We start from the raw sequence: 18885 nt of genomic DNA, 5'->3' as shown, positions 1-18885 counted from the left end.
AAAACATGGGACGGGGCTTGCCCCCCGATGGCGGTGGATCAGCCAAGTGATGTATCAACTGACACTCAGCCATCGGGGGCAAGCCCCCTCCCACATTTGTTCAGTGGTGTCTGTGAGATAGCGGTCCCCAAGGGGGCTGATCAGTCCCTGTTTGGGACCTTTTTCGCAAGCGGACGCCGGCCCCTCCCTATCGCCACTCATGGCCAGCCAACATAACTTCCACTTTATTCAGCAGTGCCGTCGCGCTATCAACCAACTGGCCTAGCAGCGCCTCATCCTCATCCATATACCCTTCATATTCCGCCAGGTTTCGACGCTCATGACACAGGGCCAACAACCTTACCGCCACCTTGCCCACGTCGGTGGTGTGAACCAGACATTGAAAGACCAGATAGCGTTTGTCCGAGCGATAGCCTTGCAGGCGCAAGGCCGTGAGTGCGAGAGCATGGGCGGCGTTATAAGCCAGGTCGAAACGACTGGCGAACGATAACGCGGCATTACCGGCGTCCTTCAACCGATCCCTGGCCGAACGCATCAGCCCATCACACTCCTTGCGATCCGGCGGCTCAGCTTTCAAGCCACCGCTACGTTGCAGATTCTCCAGGTTTGCTTTGCTGTCCATCCGTGGATACCAGGGGGTTGCCCCCCATCAGATTGATCTTGTCCTGCTGCACGACCCGCTGCACAAAACTGTTCCCGGCATTCCATTTGCCAATCCAGTCTTCAGGGGTGTAAAGCGTCGGGTTGATGGGGCGCCCCAGTTGCTCTTCCAACGGTATAAGCCGCTCCATGACTTCACTGTAGTTGAGGCTTTGGCCAATCAGCATCAGATCTATGTCACTGGATGAGTGCGCCTCGCCCTTGGCGATGGAGCCGTAGATAAAGGCCCAGGTTATATGCTCGGCGAACGGTGCCAATGCATTGCGCAATGGCTCATCCAGGCTCAGCGTCTTGCGCACAATGGCTAACAGCTCCGAGTAGATCGGGCATTGAGGGTTGGCCTGGTAGTGGGTTTGGTTGCCCTGGCGCGTCATGCTCAAAATGCCCGCTGACTGCAAGCGCTCCAGTTCACGGGTGAGACTACCTTTGCCCACCTGAGCCCACCGCGCAATTTCATTGGTGAAGAAGCTTTTGTCGGGCTTACCGAAAAGCAGGCCCAGCACTTTTTGCTGGGTGACAGTGAAGAGCGCGGTGCTGAGCGGTAAGGTGTGCATGACGGCGACCAAAGAGTCCCAAAAAGGGAACGATAGGTCCCTTTTTGGGAACGATCAAGTTTTAAGCCGCTGGGGAGGGAGAAATCTGCTCCAGCGCTTGATCCACCAACAACTGCCCCATCTCGGCCATTTGCTGGATCCCGAGCATGATGGCGCGCTGAGAAGTGTCCAGGTCGAAGGCCAGGTTGCAGGTGAGCGCGTTGAGGGAGGACAGGGTTTCGCTGGCGTTGACCAGCAGGGTTTCGGTGTCTTGGTGGGGGGTTACGGTGAAGAGGGGCGGATTGGGGGTAGGTTTGACCATGATTAACAGCTCCGATATGTGATGGAAACTGCCCTCTTCCGCTTGCACGCAAATAAGGTGGCAGCCGTGCGCAGGTGTGCAAGACCGGGCATATCGGACCCCGGCAGACCCCAAGGGATCTCCCACGCACAGCCGCCATAACGAATACAGCAGGCATAAAAAACGCCCGCTGGATGGCTATGGGCGCTGGTGCGCCGACATGTAACCGGACTTGCACGTCCGTGTCACCGTTTTTTGCGATGACGGGACGAAGACTAGGCGCGCTGACTGCACGCGACAAGTTCATGCAAGGCTCAAAATCCTGCAGGAAAAATCCGAAGGCACACCACAACTCTCAAGGCAAAGCACTTCCTGTGGCGAGCGGGCTTGCCCCGCGTTGGGCTGCGAAGCAGCCCCAGGCAGATCAATGCGGTGTATCAGATGTAAACCGTGGGCAGGTTTTGGGGCTGCTGCGCAGCCCAACGCGGGGCAAGCCCGCTCGCCACATTGATATTGCCCAACCTCGCGCGCAGCATCGAGAATCACAACGCCATGACCACCTTGGCCCCTCCCAGGCCTTCGAGGGCATAACTCTTGTACTCATACACCCGCCCCTGAACATCCAATCGAAGCTCGCCATCCTGCTCATTCACTTGCACAGTGGGCTCTTGGGTTTTCAGAAAGGGATGTGCCGACACTAATGTGGTGAGTATTTCCTGATCATTACCCAGATCCTTATGGACGTAGTATCTGTAGGAAAAGCCCACCGTCGCTCCGCCTTGGCCATCTCGCGCACCGTAAATCGAATTACCGTTGCCCAAGGAATACTTCAACACCACTTCGTCCAGAGCCGGCGCTCCGGATGACATGAGCCAGCCGCCGCCGATATAGATCAGGCAGACCGCCAGCAAGCAATTACGCAGAACAGGTGTGAGTCCCTTAATGGCCTTGAGAAATTGCATACTCAATACCTCTCCTTATCCAATATTGATCTCGCGGGTCGTCACGCCATCGCAGGCAAGCCAGCTCCCACATTTTGATCTTCACGGGATTTGATTGTGGGGTTCAGGCCAATCCGGACTCCACCAGCAGCGCCTCCAACCCCATCAAATCCGGCACCTTCGCCACATGCTCGCCCACCTGTACCGCTGCCAGTTCCAGCGGGCACAGCGGCACATCGACATAACTCAACTGGCTATCGAGCTTGTAAGAACGCGGAATTCCCTGAATCACCAGCGCAATAAACTTCAACGTCGGCCGCCCGCCCAAGGCGTTCAACACCACAATGCGCGAGCGCTCTCCCGTCACGATGGCCTCGCCGCATACCGCTTCGAAGCTGATCAATGGCAATTGCCGATCACGCCACGTCACTTGCCGCAAATACCATGGCGGCGCATCGCTGGCCGGTTCGCCGCGTTGGAAGTCGATCAGCTCGGCGATGGCGACGTTGGGCAGCACCAGGTGGCGGTCGGCCAGGGGCAGGAGCAGGCCGGTGAGTTGGCTGGCGCGGTGGTCAAGCATGGGACTTGCTCCAATAGGCGATGCTTTCCAGCAGCACCGACTCTTGATACGGCTTGCCGAGGTAGTCGTTGACGCCAATCGCCATGGCGCGGTCGCGGTGTTTCTGGCCGGTACGCGAGGTGATCATGATGATCGGCAGCCGCATCAGTCGCGGGTCGTTACGCACCTGGATGGCCACCTCGAAACCGTCCATGCGCGGCATTTCGATGTCGAGCAGCATCAGGTCCGGGGTGTGTTCTTCGAGCACGGCGATGGCGTCGATGCCGTCTTTGGCCGTGAGCACGTTCATGCCGTTGCGTTCCAGCAGGCGGCTGGTAACTTTGCGCACGGTGACCGAGTCGTCCACCACCAACACCAGCAGCGGGCGCTTTTTCAGCGGGTCGTTGAGGATCAGTGGCGCGTCAACCGTCTGCGCCGGCAACGCCGGTTGCCGCGCGCGGATATGCGCGAGCAAATCGATGATCAGCACCACGCGGCCATCCCCGAGGATGGTCGCCCCGGACAATCCCTGCACCCCGGCAAACTGCGGGCCCAGGCCCTTGACCACAATCTCGCGCGTGCCGGCCATGGCATCCACGTGCACCGCCACGCGGCGCTCGTTGCACTGCACCAGTAGCACCGGCACCGGCTGGTACTGGCCGAGCAATTTCGGACGGGCAACGGTGTGTAGCAGGTCGCCGAGGTAGAACAGCTCGTAGCGCTGGCCGGCGTATTCGTAGCGCGGCGGGTCTTGCTGATAGTGCCCGGCCAACTCGTGCGGCAGCACGCGCACCAGGCCCTCGATGGTGTTGAGCGGGATCGCGTATTGGTCGTCTGCGCATTGCACCATCAGCGCGCGGTTGACCGACACGGTGAAGGGCAGGCGAATGCGAAAGTGCACGCCCTCGCCCGGCGTCGAATCAATGAACATCGAGCCGCCGAGTTGACGCACCTCTTCATGCACCACGTCCATGCCCACGCCACGCCCGGAGATCTGCGTGATTTTTTCCGCCGTGGAGAACCCCGGCTGCAGGATGAACTGCAAGACGTCACGGTCGCTGATCTCTTGATTGGGATCGAGCAGGCCACGCTTGATCGCCTTGCGCCGCACCGCTTCAAGGGGCACGCCGGCGCCGTCGTCGCGCATGTCGAAGACGATGTCGCCGCCTTCGTGGGTCAGGTCCAGGGTGATGCGCCCCTTCTCCGGCTTGCCGGCGGCCAAGCGTGCGTCGCGGGATTCCAGGCCATGGTCGACGGCGTTGCGCAGCATATGTTCGAGCGGCGCGGCCATGCGCTCCAGCACGTTGCGGTCCATCTCACCCTCGGCATTGCCGACGATGAATTCCACGTCCTTGCCCAGCTCGCCCGCCACCTGGCGCACAATGCGCTTGAGGCGCGGCAGCATGCGCTCGAACGGCACCATGCGCGTGCGCATCAGGCCTTCCTGCAACTCGGTGTTGATGCGTGCCTGTTGCTGCAACAGGTCGTGGGCGTCCTGGTTGCGGCGTTCAAGCGTGTCCTTGAGGTCGAGCAGGTCGGAGGCCGATTCAGAGAGTGCGCGGGACAATTGCTGCAACTGTGAATGGCGGTCCATTTCCAGCGGGTCGAATTCTTCATACCCCAGGCGTTCGGCCTCGGCCTGCTGGCGACTGAGGATGCGGCCCTGGGTCTCGGTGTCGAGGCGGCGCAGTTGGTCGCGCATGCGCTCGATGGTGGTTTCCACTTCAGTCAGAGCGATGCGCGCGTCGTTGACCTGCTGCTCGATCCGGCCACGAAAAATCGAGGTCTCACCGGCGAGGTTGACCAGGTCGTCGAGCAGGTCGGCGGAGATTTTCACCATGTCCGCAGCGGGGTCTACCGCTGCTTCGACCTTGCCCGCCGGCAATGCCACCGGCACCACCGGTTCATCGCTGGGGTGCACGAGGCTTTTGATGCGCTCGATCAGCTTGTCCACCGAACCCACCGGCAGGCCATCGGCGACCGCATCGATCATCTGCGCCAGGCGGTCATGGCAGCCTTGCAGCAATGCAAACAACTCGTCGGACGGCGCCAGCAAGCCGGCGGACAAACCCTCGTAGAGAAACTCCAGTTCATGCGCCAGATCACCAATCGGCCCGATCTCGACCATGCGCGCGCCACCCTTGAGGGTGTGCAGGTCGCGCAGCAGAGTTTCGACTTCCTGGCGATTGTTCGGCTCGGCCTGCCAGCGCAGCAAGGCGCTGCCGGAACTGTCGAGAATGTCGGCGGCCTCTTCAAGGAAGATATCCAGCAACTCCGGGTCGGCGCTCGAGGTTTCAGCGGCCTGCGCAGCGGCGGAGGACGTACCGCCCTGGCGCAGCGCGCGCACCTTGGCGATCAACTCGGCGCTGTCACTCAGGGGCTGATGGTGTTGCAGCTCTTCCAGCTGCAGCGCAAGGCGTTCATGGCTGGCCATCAGTACTTGGGACAGCTCGGGGGAGTAGCTGTAGCGACGGTCCACCAGGCCTTCGTAAAGGCATTCCAGCTCATGGGCCAGGTCGCCCACCGGGCCGATTTCGGCCATCCGCGCGCCGCCCTTTAGGGTGTGCAGGTCGCGCTGCAATGAGGACAACGGCGCCGCGCTGTCGGGCTCCAGCAACCAGCGCTTGAGGGACTGCCCGGCGCTGTCGAGGATATCCACCGCCTCTTCCAGGAAGATCTCGACGATCTCGTCGTCCATGGCGGTGTCGTGCTCCAGCTGCTGCGTCGCGGCGCCCAGTTCGGAGATGCTCAGGGCGCGGCTGCCATCACTTTTGATCAGGCCGGTGGCGGACGGATCGAGCGCCTCATCCAGCAGTTCGCGCAGCGCCTCGACCCGTGCCGGCGCCGGGTTGATTTCCTGCCCGGCGGCCAGTTGGTCGAGCATGCTGATCAACGCTTCATGGGCCTGCTCGGCCTCCTGGAAAAACCGCTCGCTGACCGCCAGGCTGCTCTCTTCCACGGCGCCATACAGGTCGAGCAAGGCTTCACACAGTTCGTCGATGGCGTGCAGGTCGGCGACGTGCGCGCCCTCGCCCAGCGTGGTCAGTTCGTCGAGCAGCGCGGTGAGCTCCTGGCGTTCGCCGGGGTGCTGTTGCCAGCGGCGCAGCAGGCTTTCGGCGTCAAGCAGGATGTCCATGCCCTGGGCCAGGAAGTTGGCGATCAACTGCGGGTCGCGCTTGATGCGCAGGCCGGTGTTGGGCGCGTCGAGCAGCGCTGCGAGCTGTTGATCGAGCAGGCTTTGGGTCCGATTGATCAGGTCCTGCGCGCCCTGGATCGGCGCCAGGGGATCGCTCAGGCGGCGCAGCCCGCGCTGGAACAGGCCCTCGGCTTCGAGCAGCAACTCCACTTCGTCCAGGTCCAGTGGCAGGCGGTGCGCCTTGTACTCGCGGGTTAGGTGATCGAGCGGACGCGCCAGCTCGGCGATAGGCAGCACACCAGCCATGTAGGCGCTGCCCTTGAGGGTATGCAGGGCGCGCTGCAATTCATCGCTGACCTGCAGCGGCACATGCTCGGCGGCCTCTTGCAGGAAGTGGTTGAGGCTCTCCAGGTGACTCTGGGCTTCGTTGCGGAAGATCTCCAGCAGCATCGGGTCATGGGCTTCGGCAACCGGCGCCTGCGCACCGCTGGCCAAGGCGTGGGCGCGAGCGGCCAGGGCGTCGACTGCATCACGCTGGTGCTGGTCGTCGGTGGCAAAATCGGCGATCAGTTCCGGCAGCAAATCCACCGCCTCGTCCAGCACCTGTTGCACCTCGGGACCGAGCGCCACGCTGCGTTCCAGCACGCGGTTGAGCAGGTTCTCCACGGCCCAGGCCAGCTCGGCCAGCACCAGCGCACGCACCATGCGGCCGCTGCCCTTGAGGGTGTGGAAGGCGCGGCGCATTTCGCCCTGGGCGGTTTTATCGGCGCTGTTGGGCAAGGAGCGGTGCAGCACCTCAAGGACTTCGTCGGTTTCTTCGAGGAAGACCTCACGCAGCTCGTCGTCGATCGGCTCCTCATCGGCCGGCGGCGGCAGCAGGCTGCCGGGACGCTGCAGGGCCGGCGGGTTGAGGCGCGAAGTGGGACTGGCCAAGGCGTCGAATTGGGATTGGCTGGGTGCGATCTCGGTCGAGAGTGCCCCGTCCGGCGCGACCAGCGCCTGGCGCCAAGGCTTTTCGGCGGGCAGATAACCCAGCGCGGCCAAGCCCTGGGTGGCCAGCTCCAGCACTCGTTCGCCGGCGGCGTCGGGGTCCTGGAGCATGCGTTCGAGGTAGTATTCCAGGCTGCTGATCACATCGGCAAAATGCCCCAACTGCGCCTCGGAAGGCGGGCTGTCGTGGGTCATTAACTGTTCATCGACATAATCGGTGCAACCGCGCATCAGGCTCGCCGCCCGTGGCAGCGGAATCATCGCCAGCGCACCGCGTACCTGGCTCAGCAGCTCCGGCAGGGATTCCAGGCGCTGGCGGTCCCACTGCGCTTCGATGCAATCAATCACTAACTCCTTGGCCTGGCGCAGGCACTGGCAGGACTCGCGGATCACCAGTTGATGAATCTGGGTCAGGTCCGTGGTCGGCAGGCGGCTCTCTTCGCGGCTTTCCGGCTCGACGGTGCCGACCATGCCGGCCAGCGTCGCTTCGACATACAGCAAGGCACCCGCGACATCCATGAGCACCGCGTCATTCGGCTCGCGCTGCCCCTGGGCCAGGCTCAGCACCACGGCGAGCTGGTCGATAATCACTTTGCGTGGCTGGCCAAAGCCCAGCACGGCCAGGGTATCGGCGATCTGCCGCAGCGGCGCGAGCAGCGCGTCGAGGTCGCTGGTGTGCTGGCGGTCGCTGCGCACGAACAGGTCGAGACGTTCCTTGACCCGCACCAGTTCCTCGCACAACGCACCGAGTACCGAGCCCATGGCATTGCGGTCCGGCCCGGCCAGGCGCGCGCGTTCGGCATCGACCACGGCACTGTCGGGCAAGGCCTCATCCAGGCCGTAGCGCTCCTTGAGGCTTTGCATGCGCGGCGTCGGCCGGGTGACCTTGGCCACGTAGAACAGCAGGCTCTTGAGCAATTCATCCGGCGCCGGCCGGTTGATCGCACCAATGCCCTGGGCCAGCAAGCGCTTGAGTTCCTTGTCACTGGCCTTGAGCAGGCTGCGCAGCGCCGGGCTGTTGGCGATCACGCCGGTGAGCATGCCTTCGACCAGCGCCGAGGTGACCTGCCACAGCGGCAACAGCGGCGCGCCCTGGCACAGGGCTTCAAGGCGGGCAAAGACCCGCGCCATGTCTTCCAGGTTGCTCGGGCCGTGGTCTTCACGCAGCAGGCCGGCCAGGGCCTGTTGCAGCAATTGGTGCCACTGGCGCAGTTGCTCGGCAAGGTCAGGGGCGGCGCGCTGGGCCAGGGCTTCGTCGGGCAGCGGTGCAATCGACAGCAGTTGCGGGCTGAACAGGCTGGTTTCCGAGAGCAGGCTTTCACCGCGTGCGGTGCGCAGGTCGTTGAGCAGCGGCAACACTACCAACGGCAGGTCGCGGCGGGCGCTGTGGATGCGGTCCAGGTACAACGGCAATTGACCGAGGGCCTGTTGCAGCAGGCGGATGCTTTCATCGCGCCGGCTGACACGCCCGGCCTGCAGGGCCAGGGCCAGTTCTTCGATCTCTTCGGCGAGCAGCGCCGCGCCGTAGAACTCGACCATTTGCAGCGCACCGTGGACCTGGTGGATACCGGCCAAACACTCGGCGATCGCATCGCCATCGCTGGTGTCGACATAGGTATCGAGCGCCGACCGGGCCTGCTTCAGGGTTTCGGCAATGTCGCCCTTGACCCATTCGAGGGCCACGTAGTCGTGCCGATCAACCATAACTGCTCCGCTTAGAATTCGTGAATTGCGTGTGTCGCCAAGACCCCTGGAGATCCATGTGGGCGCTGGCTTGCCTGCGATGGCGGTGGGTCAGCTGCAGATGTATCCACTGACAGTCCGCTATCGCAGGCAAGCCAGCTCCCACAGTTGGACTGTGGTGTTCTCCAGATAGCCTTTCAATCATCCACCTGTTTTGGCGGCGGCAAGGTGAACCCCGATACCGACCGGCGCAACTGGCTGGCCATCTTCGCCAGGTTGCCGATGCTTTCCGCAGTGGCGGTGGAGCCCGACGACGTCTGGGTGGTGATCTGCTGGATCACGTTCATGGTCAGCGAGATCTGCCCCGCCGACGACGTCTGTTGCTGCGCCGCGTTGGAGATACTCTGGATCAGTGCCGCGAGGGTTTTCGACACGCCTTCGATCTCTTCCAGCGCCACCCCGGCGTCCTGCGCCAGCCGCGCGCCGCGCACCACTTCGGTGGTGGTCTGCTCCATGGAGATCACCGCTTCGTTGGTGTCGGCCTGGATCGCCCGCACCAGGGTTTCGATTTGCCGGGTGGCGGCGGAAGAACGCTCGGCAAGGCGCTGCACTTCATCGGCCACCACCGCAAAACCGCGCCCGGCATCACCGGCCATGCTTGCCTGGATCGCCGCGTTGAGGGCGAGGATGTTGGTCTGGTCGGCGATATCATCGATCAAGCTGACGATATCGCCAATCTCCTGGGACGACTCGCCCAGGCGCTTGATGCGCTTGGCGGTGTCCTGGATCTGCTCGCGAATGTTGTCCATGCCGTGGATGGTGTTGTGCACCACCTCGTTGCCTTTGTTGGCAATCTCCACCGAACGCTCGGCCACCGCCGAGGATTCAGCGGCGTTGGCCGAGACCTGGTCGATGGACTGGGCCATCTGGTTGATCGCGGTGGAGGCTTCGGCGATCTGTTGGGCCTGATGCTCCGAGGCCTGGGCCAGGTGCATGGCGGTGGCCTGGGTGTCCTGCACCGCGCCGGCGACTTGCCCGGCGGTGAGGTTGATGGTGGCGACCAGGTCGCGCAGTTGGTCGACGGAATAGTTGATGGAGTCGGCGATGGTGCCGGTGAAGTCCTCGGTCACAGACGCCGTCACGGTGAGGTCGCCGTCGGCCAGGTCCTCGATTTCATCCAGCAGGCGCATGATCGCGTTCTGGTTGCGCTCGTTCTTCTCGGCGGTTTCATGCAGCTGGCGGTTGGTCTCGCGCACCATGACCAGGCCGATGAGGATGATCGAGGTCAGCGCCAGCAGGCCCAGCACGTAGCCGCCGATGGTGTCGAAGCTGCGCCCGCTGGCGAGGTTTTCAAAACCGGTGGCCAGGTGCGAGGCTTCATCGAGCAAGGTTTGCGACAGGTTGAAAATATTGCTCGCCGAAGCGCGCACCTGGAACAGCTGCGGCGAGGTCTCGAGGATTTCATCCACGGAGCCGGAGACAAACTCGAACAGCTCGGCAATTTCTGCCAGCCGCGCACGGGCGTCGCGGTCTTCGACCTGAGTGATGCGCAGCCCGGCGTTGCCCTGGAGCATGCCGTTGAGCACCTGGCCGAAGCGGTTGGCGTCGCGGCCGAAAGCGTCGGCGGCCTGCACGGCGGTTTCGTCGCCGGCGAGCACGGTATTCACCGCGCCGAGGATGCGCTCGGCCAGCAGCGACTGGCGCTGGGCCAAGGCCACCTGGCTGGCCGGGGCGCCGCGTTGCAGCAGGATATCGACGACTTTTTCCGACTCCATCTGCAACTGCGGCACGGTTTCGGCCAGGGTTGCCGCCACCTGGTGCAGGGACAGCACGGTCTGCTCGCTGGCGAGGATCGCGTCGGTGTTCTTCAGCAGCGCTTCCCAGTCGGTCTGTACCGCGCGCATTTCCGCACGCACAGCATTGGGCGCGGCGGGCAGCCCGGTCTCAATGTCACCTTTTTTCAGGTAGCCCCAGCGTTGCGCGAAGTCGTTGCGCGCATCGCTCAAGAGCTTGAACGCAGCCGCCTTGCCGGCAGCGGCTTCGGTGGCGTTCTTGGCGATACGCTGGGACAGCACGCGCAACTCACCGGCGTGGCCGATGTACTGCTTGTCGTAGGTGGACTGGGTATTGAGGTACGCGAAGTTGGCGAACAACAGCATGATGAACACGATCAGCGCGATAAACAGCACGATGATCTGCGAGCGGCTGCGTGAAGCGGCCTGGGGTTTGGGCGTGGTCGGGGTGCTCATGCGGCAACATCCATGAAGCCTGGGGCCTGGGCCAGGGCGAAGGGGCTGAACACCTGCCACTGCTGGTCGCCATCGAACTGGCCCTGGATAAACGGTGCGGCGAAAGCTGCGCTCGCCCGCAGTGCGTCTTGTGCGAAATGCTGCATGCCCACCACCTCGTCTACCAGCAGCCCGACAAACAGGTCGTTGAATTCCACTACCAGCACCCGCCGCTGCTTGCGCGCCCGGGACAGTTCCAGGCCGAGAAACCCGCCCAGGTCCATCACCGGCAGCAAGCGCCCGCGCAGATTGGCCACGCCCTTGACCCACGGCTTGACCCCCGGCATCAAGGTGCAGCGCGGTTCATGCAAGACCTCGGCGACTTCGCCCATGGGCGCCACATACCAATGCGGCCCCAGGCGAAAACCGATCCCGCTCCAGCGCTGCAGGCGGGTTTCCTGCGACGGCAGGTCGGCGGCCAGCAGGCGACAGCGGCGGTCGATGTCCAGCAGCAGCTCGAAGGCGGTTTGCGACTCGGTCATCATCGCGAGCCTTTAGCCGGCCAGCACCTTGTTCAGCGTGGCGATCAGGGTTTCTTCATCCACCGGCTTGGTCAGGTAATCCTTGGCGCCCTGGCGCGCGCCCCAGATCTTGTCGGTTTCCTGATCCTTGGTGGTGATGATGATGATCGGGATGCCGTTGGTTTCCGGCTCCTTGGACAGCTGGCGCGTGGCCTGGAAGCCATTGAGCCCCGGCATCACGATGTCCATCAGCACGGCATCGGGCTTTTCCTGGCGGGCCAGGGCCACGCCGTCCGCGCCGTTTTCGGCCTTGAGCACCTGGTGGCCATGCTTTTCCAGCATGCCGGTGAGTTTGTACATTTCAGTCGGCGAATCGTCGACGATCAGAACGCGTGCCATGGTTTTCCCCACTACATTGGTCGGCGCCAGCCCTTGTGGGGCGGCGTCAGTGTGCTTGTTCTACTGCGGCGAACCCAGGCACATAGGCCTTGATCGCGCCCAGCAGTTCTTCCTTGCTGAAAGGCTTGGTCAAAAACTGATCGACACCGACGATGCGCCCCTTGGCCTTGTCGAACAGGCCGTCCTTGGAGGACAGCATGATCACCGGGATCGACTTGAACGCCGGGTTGTTCTTCACCAGGGCGCAGGTCTGATAACCATCCAGGCGCGGCATCATGATGTCGACAAAGATAATGTGCGGGTGATGATCAACAATCCGGGCCAGGGCATCGAAACCGTCGATGGCCGTGATGACATCGCACCCCACGTTCTTCAACAGGGTCTCGGCGGTGCGGCGGATCGTTTTCGAATCGTCGATCACCATCACTCTCAAGGCGTTGGAATGCTGTTCCATATCTGCTCTACCATCGCCACAGCGAATCGGTTTTCGGTGTGTACTGCCTGATGTTGCACAGGATGAGCGCCGCAAGCCTTGGAATTCAAGGGCTGCTGCGCCGTGGCAGTCTTTTTAGCACAGTCTCCGGGCGCAATCTATCGAGCAACCGGCCAGGTGGTTTTTCCTTGACCCACAACAGCCGCAGCGCCACTCTGACGCCACTTTTATGCGCCTAATTTGCTAGAGGAAATCCCCCATGAGCGTTCGCGTCGGCATTGTCATGGACCCTATCGCCAGCATCTCCTATAAAAAGGACAGCTCGCTGGCCATGCTCCTGGCCGCCCAGGCCCGCGGCTGGAGCCTGTTCTATATGGAACAGCCGGATCTTTACCAGGGTGACGGCGAGGCTCGCGCGCGCATGCGCCCGCTGCAGGTGTTTGCCAACCCCGAGAAGTGGTTCGAGCTTTCGGACGAAATCGACAGCCCCCTGAGCGACCTGGACGTGATCCTGATGCGCAAGGACCCGCCGTTCGACATGGAATTCGTCTACTCCACTTACCTGCTGGAGCAGGCCGAGCGCGCCGGGGTATTGATCGTCAACAAGCCGCAGAGCCTGCGCGACTGCAATGAAAAACTGTTCGCCACGCTGTTCCCGCAGTGCACGCCGCCGACCGTGGTCAGCCGCCGCGCCGACGTGCTGCGTGAATTCGCCGCCAAGCACGGCGACGTGATCCTCAAGCCGCTGGACGGCATGGGCGGTACCTCGATCTTCCGTCACCGTGCAGGGGATCCGAACCTGTCGGTGATCCTGGAGACCCTGACCGCGCTGGGCACCCAGCAGATCATGGGCCAGGCCTACCTGCCAGCGATCAAGGATGGCGACAAGCGCATCCTGATGATCGACGGCGAGCCGGTGGACTACTGCCTGGCGCGCATCCCGGCGGCCGGCGAGACCCGTGGCAACCTGGCCGCGGGTGGCCGTGGTGAAGCGCGGCCGCTGTCGGACAAGGACCGCTGGATCGCTTCCCAGGTCGGCCCGACCCTGCGCGAAAAGGGCCTGCTGTTTGTCGGCCTCGACGTGATTGGTGAAAACCTCACTGAAATCAACGTCACCAGCCCCACCTGTATCCGCGAGATCGACAATGCGTTCGGCACCAATATTGGCGAAATGCTGATGGCGGCGATTGAGCGCAAGCTCCAGGCCAAGTGACATAGAACAGCCGGACATAAACCAACATTGCGTTATCATGCGCCACCTGTGAAACGCGCGATGTTGGTTTTCTTGTCATGACACTCCCGTCCGATCTGCCCCCCGAACTCTCCCACAGCGGCGTGCGCCCGGCTGATCGGCTCGGATTTACCCTGTTCCTCGCTGCACTGATTCACCTGGCCTTGATCCTCGGCGTGGGGTTCACCATGGTCGAACCCAAGCAGATCACCCAGACCCTGGAAATCACCCTCGCTACGTTCAAGAGTGAAAAACCGCCCGAAAAGGCTGACTTTCTCGCCCAGGACAACCAGCAGGGCAGCGGCACGCTCGACAAGAAAGCGGTGCCCAAGACCACCGAAGTGGCGCCGTTCCAGGACAACAAGGTCAACAAAGTCACCCCGCCACCGCCTGCGCCCAAGCCCGAAGTCAAACAGGCTGCGCCCAAGGCCGCCGTGACCACCGTCGCGCCCAAACCGCAAAAAGCCCCGACCCAGCGCGAAAAGGCCAAGACCGAGCCGCAACCCGAGCCTGTAAAGCCGGCGCCCACGTTCGACAGCTCGCAGCTCTCCGACCAGATCTCCAGCCTCGAAGCCGAACTGGCCAACGAACAGCAGCTCTACGCCAAGCGCCCGCGCATCTACCGGTTGAACGCCGCGTCGACCATGCGCGACAAGGGCGCCTGGTATAAGGACGAGTGGCGCAAGAAGGTCGAGCGCATCGGCAACCTGAATTACCCGGATGAAGCCCGACGCCAGCAGATTTATGGCAATTTGCGCTTGTTGGTGTCGATCAACCGCGACGGCACGTTATATGAGGTGCAGGTGCTGGAGTCCTCCGGCCAGCCGCTGCTCGACCAGGCTGCCCAGCGCATCGTGCGCCTGGCCGCACCCTTTGCGCCGTTCACCGGCGACCTGAATGACGTCGACCGCCTGGAAATCATCCGTACCTGGAAATTTGCCAAGGGCGACCGGCTGTCCAGTAACTGACACACCACCCTCTGGCAGCCAGCAGGATTAATAGGGCGAACGGGCTTATTGTGGCGAGCGGGCTTGCCCCGCGTTGGGCTGCGCAGCAGCCCCATATTCTCATCGCGTTCCTGCTGAAAAACCGCAGTGTCAGATTTTAGGGCCGCTGCGCAGCCCAACGCGGGGCAAGCCCGCTCGCCACAGTGAGCCCGCCCACCACAGCAGCCCGCTCGTGACAATTAGGGCCCGCCGCAGCTTGTCAGTTCGCGCCTCCCCCGCCACACTAGCGGACATGAAAAATGTCAGCCCGACCTACCTCAAGCACCAATTCCTGATCGCCATGCCCCATATGGCCGACCCGAACTTTGCGCAGACCTTGACCTATATAGTCGAGCACACGGCCAATGGTGCCATGGGGCTGGTGGTGAACCGCCCGCAGGAGCTGAACCTGGCGGATATCCTCGAGCAACTGCGCCCCGAGATCGACCCGCCGGCGCGTTGCCAGGGCGTGCCGATCTATATCGGCGGGCCGGTGCAGACGGATCGCGGTTTTGTGCTGCACCCCACCGGGCCGAAGTTCCAGGCCACGGTTGACCTGGAAGGTGTGTCGCTGTCCACTTCCCAGGACATACTGTTCGCCATCGCCGACGGCGTCGGTCCGGAGCACAGTGTCATCACCCTCGGTTACGCAGGGTGGGAGGCCGGGCAGCTGGAAGCCGAACTGGCCAGCAATGCCTGGCTGACCTGCCCGTTCGACGCCGACATCCTGTTCCACACCGCCAGCGAACTGCGCCTGGAGGCGGCCGCCGCCAAGCTGCGCGTCAACCTCAGCCTGCTGACCAGCCAGGCGGGACACGCCTGATGGCTTTGCGCTTGATCCTCGGGTTTGACTACGGCACCAAACAGATCGGCGTCGCGGTCGGCCAGGTCATCACCGGCCAGGCCCGCGAGCTGTGCACCCTTAAAGCCCAGAACGGCGTGCCGGACTGGAACCAGGTCGAAGCCCTGATCAAGGAGTGGAAGCCCGACGCCGTCGTGGTTGGCCTGCCCTTGAACATGGACGGCACACCCAGCGACATGTGCCTGCGCGCCGAGAAGTTCGCGCGTCGCCTCAATGGCCGCTACAACCTGCCCTTCTATACCCACGACGAACGCCTCACCACCTTCGAAGCCAAGGGTGAACGCCTGGCCCGTGGCGGGCAAAAGGGCAGCTACCGCGACAACCCCGTGGACGCCATCGCCGCCGCCTTGCTGCTGCAGGGTTGGCTGGATGAAAACACCGCTTTATTTGAATCCTGACTGACGCGGCTTGCCGCGTCTTTTTACGTTTGAGCCCGGACCTTGCCGTCACCCCGCCGCGCAAGGCCTAGAAGGAGCCACCATGAGCCTGCCCAATCCCGCCGAACTGATCAGCCAGATGGCGACGAGCCTGACGGCCCATCTGCAACACCGCGCCATCAGCGAACCGCGCTTCATCGGCATTCGCACCGGCGGTGTGTGGGTGGCCCAGGCGTTGCTGGAAGCACTGGGCAGCGATTCGCCCCTGGGCACCCTGGATGTGTCCTTCTACCGCGACGACTTCAGCCAGAACGGCCTGCACCCGCAAGTGCGCCCATCGGCCCTGCCATTCGAGATCGAAGGCCAGCACCTGGTGCTGATCGACGACGTGCTGATGAGCGGCCGCACCATCCGCGCCGCCATGAACGAGCTGTTCGACTACGGCCGCCCAGCCAGCGTGACCCTGGTCTGCCTGCTGGACCTGGACGCCGGCGAACTGCCGATCAGCCCGGACGTGGTCGGCGCCACCCTGTCGCTTTCAGCCCACCAGCGGGTAAAATTGTCCGGTCCCACGCCGCTCGAACTCGAACTGCAAGACCTTGCCCTTTAAACCGCCTTGTAAAGAGTCCCCGCGATGACGCCTCTAGATGCCAAGCGCCCGCTGCAGCTCAATGCTCAGGGCCAGTTGCAACATTTCTTGTCCCTCGACGGTTTGCCCCGCGAACTGCTCACCGAAATCCTCGACACCGCCGACTCGTTTCTCGAAGTCGGTGGGCGGGCGGTGAAGAAGGTCCCGCTGCTGCGCGGCAAGACCATCTGCAACGTGTTCTTCGAGAACTCCACCCGCACCCGTACCACCTTTGAACTGGCGGCCCAGCGGTTGTCGGCCGACGTGATCACGCTGAACGTGTCGACGTCGTCGGCGAGCAAGGGCGAGACCCTGCTCGACACCCTGCGCAACCTGGAAGCCATGGCCGCCGACATGTTCGTGGTCCGCCACGGCGACTCCGGTGCCGCGCACTTCATCGCCGAGCACGTGTGCCCGCAGGTCGCGATCATCAACGGTGGCGACGGCCGTCACGCCCACCCGACCCAGGGCATGCTCGACATGCTCACCATCCGTCGGCACAAGGGCAGCTTTGAAAACCTCTCGGTGGCCATCGTCGGCGACATCCTGCACTCGCGGGTTGCGCGCTCGAACATGCTGGCCCTGAAAACCCTGGGTTGCCCGGACATCCGCGTGATCGCGCCGAAAACCCTGCTGCCGATCGGCATCGAGCAATACGGCGTGAAGGTCTACACCGACATGACCGAAGGCCTCAAGGACGTGGACGTGGTGATCATGTTGCGCCTGCAGCGCGAGCGCATGGCCGGTGGCCTGCTGCCGAGCGAAGGCGAGTTCTACCGCCTGTTCGGCCTGACCACCGCGCGCCTGGCCGGGGCCAAGCCGGATGCCATCGTGATGCACCCCGGCCCGATCAACCGCGGGGTGGAGATTGAGTCGGCGGTGGCCGACGGCAACCAGTCGGTGATTCTCAACCAGGTGACCTACGGCATCGCCGTACGCATGGCGGTGTTGTCCATGGCCATGAGCGGGCAAACCGCGCAACGTCAATTCGAGCAGGAGAAGGCCCAGTGAAGCTCAGCATTCTCGGCGCCCGAGTCATCGATCCGGCCAGTGGCCTGGATCAAGTTACCGATCTTCATCTGGAAGCCGGCAAGATCATCGCCCTCGGCGCGGCGCCCGCAGGCTTCGCCGCCAGCGAGACGATCGACGCCAAAGGCCTGGTGGCCGCGCCTGGGCTGGTCGACCTGAACGTCGCCCTGCGTGAGCCGGGTTACAGCCGCAAAGGCAACATCACCAGCGAAACCCGCGCCGCCGCGGCCGGTGGCGTGACCAGCCTGTGCTGCCCACCACACACTAAGCCCGTGCTGGACACCTCGGCCGTGACCGAGCTGATCCTCGACCGCGCCCGCGAAGCCGGCAATTGCAAGGTGTTCCCCATCGGTGCCCTGAGCAAAGGCCTGGAAGGCGAACAACTCGCCGAGCTGATCGCCCTGCGCGACGCCGGCTGCGTGGCCTTCGGCAACGGCCTGGAAAGCTTTCGCAGCACCCGCACGTTGTGCCGTGCCCTGGAATACGCGGCCACCTTCGACCTGACGGTGATCTTCCACTCCCAGGACCGCGACCTGGCGGAAGGCGGCCTGGCCCATGAAGGCGCGGTCGCCAGCTTCCTCGGCTTGCCGGGCATTCCGGAAACGGCGGAAACCGTGGCCCTGGCCCGCGACCTGCTGCTGGTGGAACAAAGCGGCGTGCGCGCGCACTTCAGCCAGCTGACCAGCGCTCGCGGCGTGGCCCTGATCGCCCAGGCGCAGGCTCGCGGCTTGCCGGTGACGGCGGATGTCGCCCTGTACCAGCTGATTTTGACGGACGAGGCGCTGATCGACTTCTCCAGCCTGTACCACGTACAGCCGCCCCTGCGCACCCTGGCCGACCGTGAAGGGTTGCGTGCGGCAGTCAAATCCGGTGTGGTCTCGGCGATCTCCAGCCATCACCAGCCCCACGAGCGGGATGCCAAGCTGGCGCCATTTGGCGCGACCGAGCCGGGCATCAGCAGCGTAGAGCTGTTGCTGCCGTTAGCGATGACCCTGGTGGAAGACGGCCTGCTGGACCTGCCAACCCTGCTGGCACGCCTGAGTGCCGGCCCGGCCGAAGCCCTGCGCCTGCCGGCGGGCAAACTGGCGGTGGGTGCAGCGGCGGACCTGGTGCTGTTTGATCCGGCCAGCTCCACGGTGGCCGGTGAGCACTGGCTGTCCAAGGGCGAGAACTGCCCGTTCATCGGCCATAGCCTGCCGGCGACGGTGCGCTACACCTTGGTGGATGGGCGGATCAGCTACCAAGCCTGATACAGCACATTGCTAATGTGGGCACGGTCAATGTGGGAGCTGGCTTGCCTGCGATAGCATCACCTCGGGTTGCCTGTTGCACCGAGGTGCCTGCATCGCAGGCAAGCCAGCTCCCACATTTGATTTCCTCCAGGCGGA

General features: G+C 63.4%; 17 protein-coding genes. 7 read left to right on the top strand and 10 right to left on the bottom strand.

Annotation, left to right across the window (positions count from 1 at the left end; all coding sequences use genetic code 11):
- Positions 1 to 187 precede the first annotated feature (187 nt).
- The 10 genes from AC07OJ_RS13545 to pilG all read right to left on the bottom strand — a co-directional run bounded on the left by AC07OJ_RS13545 (position 188) and on the right by pilG (position 12405).
- Positions 188 to 622: a hypothetical protein gene (locus AC07OJ_RS13545; protein ID WP_106802400.1), complete on the bottom strand. Its 435-nt coding sequence runs from the start codon at positions 620 to 622 to the stop codon at positions 188 to 190.
- Positions 585 to 1214 (bottom strand): nucleotidyltransferase domain-containing protein, encoded by a 630-nt coding sequence (locus tag AC07OJ_RS13540; RefSeq protein ID WP_213554043.1) that lies wholly within the window; start codon positions 1212 to 1214, stop codon positions 585 to 587. Before AC07OJ_RS13540 ends, AC07OJ_RS13545 begins: the two co-directional genes overlap by 38 nt.
- A 61-nt stretch (positions 1215 to 1275) precedes the next feature.
- Positions 1276 to 1515, bottom strand: coding sequence for a DUF6124 family protein (locus tag AC07OJ_RS13535; RefSeq protein WP_106802398.1), 240 nt, complete (start codon positions 1513 to 1515; stop codon positions 1276 to 1278).
- 521 nt (positions 1516 to 2036) lie between these two features.
- Positions 2037 to 2456: a hypothetical protein gene (locus AC07OJ_RS13530; RefSeq protein ID WP_495094646.1), complete on the bottom strand. Its 420-nt coding sequence runs from the start codon at positions 2454 to 2456 to the stop codon at positions 2037 to 2039.
- 103 nt (positions 2457 to 2559) lie between these two features.
- Positions 2560 to 3015 (bottom strand): chemotaxis protein CheW, encoded by a 456-nt coding sequence (locus tag AC07OJ_RS13525; protein WP_262132627.1) that lies wholly within the window; start codon positions 3013 to 3015, stop codon positions 2560 to 2562.
- Positions 3008 to 8824, bottom strand: a complete 5817-nt coding sequence (locus tag AC07OJ_RS13520) for an Hpt domain-containing protein (protein ID WP_495094645.1) — start codon at positions 8822 to 8824, stop codon at positions 3008 to 3010. Before AC07OJ_RS13520 ends, AC07OJ_RS13525 begins: the two co-directional genes overlap by 8 nt.
- A gap of 176 nt (positions 8825 to 9000) precedes the next feature.
- Positions 9001 to 11052, bottom strand: a complete 2052-nt coding sequence (locus tag AC07OJ_RS13515; RefSeq protein ID WP_106802394.1) for a methyl-accepting chemotaxis protein — start codon at positions 11050 to 11052, stop codon at positions 9001 to 9003.
- Positions 11049 to 11573: a chemotaxis protein CheW gene (locus AC07OJ_RS13510; RefSeq protein ID WP_065902122.1), complete on the bottom strand. Its 525-nt coding sequence runs from the start codon at positions 11571 to 11573 to the stop codon at positions 11049 to 11051. Before AC07OJ_RS13510 ends, AC07OJ_RS13515 begins: the two co-directional genes overlap by 4 nt.
- A 12-nt stretch (positions 11574 to 11585) precedes the next feature.
- On the bottom strand, positions 11586 to 11951 hold the full coding sequence (gene pilH, locus AC07OJ_RS13505; RefSeq protein ID WP_014720320.1) for a twitching motility response regulator PilH: 366 nt from the start codon (positions 11949 to 11951) through the stop codon (positions 11586 to 11588).
- A gap of 46 nt (positions 11952 to 11997) precedes the next feature.
- Positions 11998 to 12405, bottom strand: coding sequence for a twitching motility response regulator PilG (gene pilG / locus AC07OJ_RS13500; protein ID WP_010564379.1), 408 nt, complete (start codon positions 12403 to 12405; stop codon positions 11998 to 12000).
- 238 nt (positions 12406 to 12643) lie between these two features.
- On the opposite strand from pilG, the gene gshB reads away from it, so the two are divergent.
- The 7 genes from gshB (at position 12644) to AC07OJ_RS13465 (ending at position 18747) form a co-directional block, all read left to right on the top strand.
- Entirely contained in the window at positions 12644 to 13597 is a 954-nt protein-coding gene (gshB, locus tag AC07OJ_RS13495; RefSeq protein ID WP_106802393.1) for a glutathione synthase, read from the top strand.
- A 77-nt stretch (positions 13598 to 13674) separates the two neighbouring features.
- Complete coding sequence (locus AC07OJ_RS13490) at positions 13675 to 14583, top strand: energy transducer TonB (protein WP_065902126.1); 909 nt, start codon at positions 13675 to 13677, stop codon at positions 14581 to 14583.
- 271 nt (positions 14584 to 14854) lie between these two features.
- Positions 14855 to 15424, top strand: a complete 570-nt coding sequence (locus tag AC07OJ_RS13485; RefSeq protein WP_065902129.1) for a YqgE/AlgH family protein — start codon at positions 14855 to 14857, stop codon at positions 15422 to 15424.
- Positions 15424 to 15861 carry a Holliday junction resolvase RuvX gene (ruvX, locus tag AC07OJ_RS13480; protein ID WP_065902131.1) on the top strand — a complete coding sequence of 146 codons (438 nt, stop codon included), beginning with the start codon at positions 15424 to 15426 and terminating at the stop codon, positions 15859 to 15861. The genes AC07OJ_RS13485 and ruvX overlap by 1 nt, the downstream gene beginning before the upstream one ends.
- Positions 15862 to 15943: 82 nt before the next feature.
- Entirely contained in the window at positions 15944 to 16450 is a 507-nt protein-coding gene (pyrR, locus tag AC07OJ_RS13475; RefSeq protein ID WP_065902137.1) for a bifunctional pyr operon transcriptional regulator/uracil phosphoribosyltransferase PyrR, read from the top strand.
- Positions 16451 to 16474: 24 nt separating this feature from the next.
- Positions 16475 to 17479: an aspartate carbamoyltransferase catalytic subunit gene (locus tag AC07OJ_RS13470; protein ID WP_065902138.1), complete on the top strand. Its 1005-nt coding sequence runs from the start codon at positions 16475 to 16477 to the stop codon at positions 17477 to 17479.
- On the top strand, positions 17476 to 18747 hold the full coding sequence (locus AC07OJ_RS13465) for a dihydroorotase (protein WP_065902139.1): 1272 nt from the start codon (positions 17476 to 17478) through the stop codon (positions 18745 to 18747). The genes AC07OJ_RS13470 and AC07OJ_RS13465 overlap by 4 nt, the downstream gene beginning before the upstream one ends.
- Positions 18748 to 18885 lie beyond the last annotated feature (138 nt).

It is taken from the genome of Pseudomonas sp. GW821-FHT09C08 (assembly GCF_059418125.1).
The sequence above is the reverse complement of the archived record's forward strand: the minus strand, read 5'-3'. Positions and strand labels throughout refer to the sequence as shown.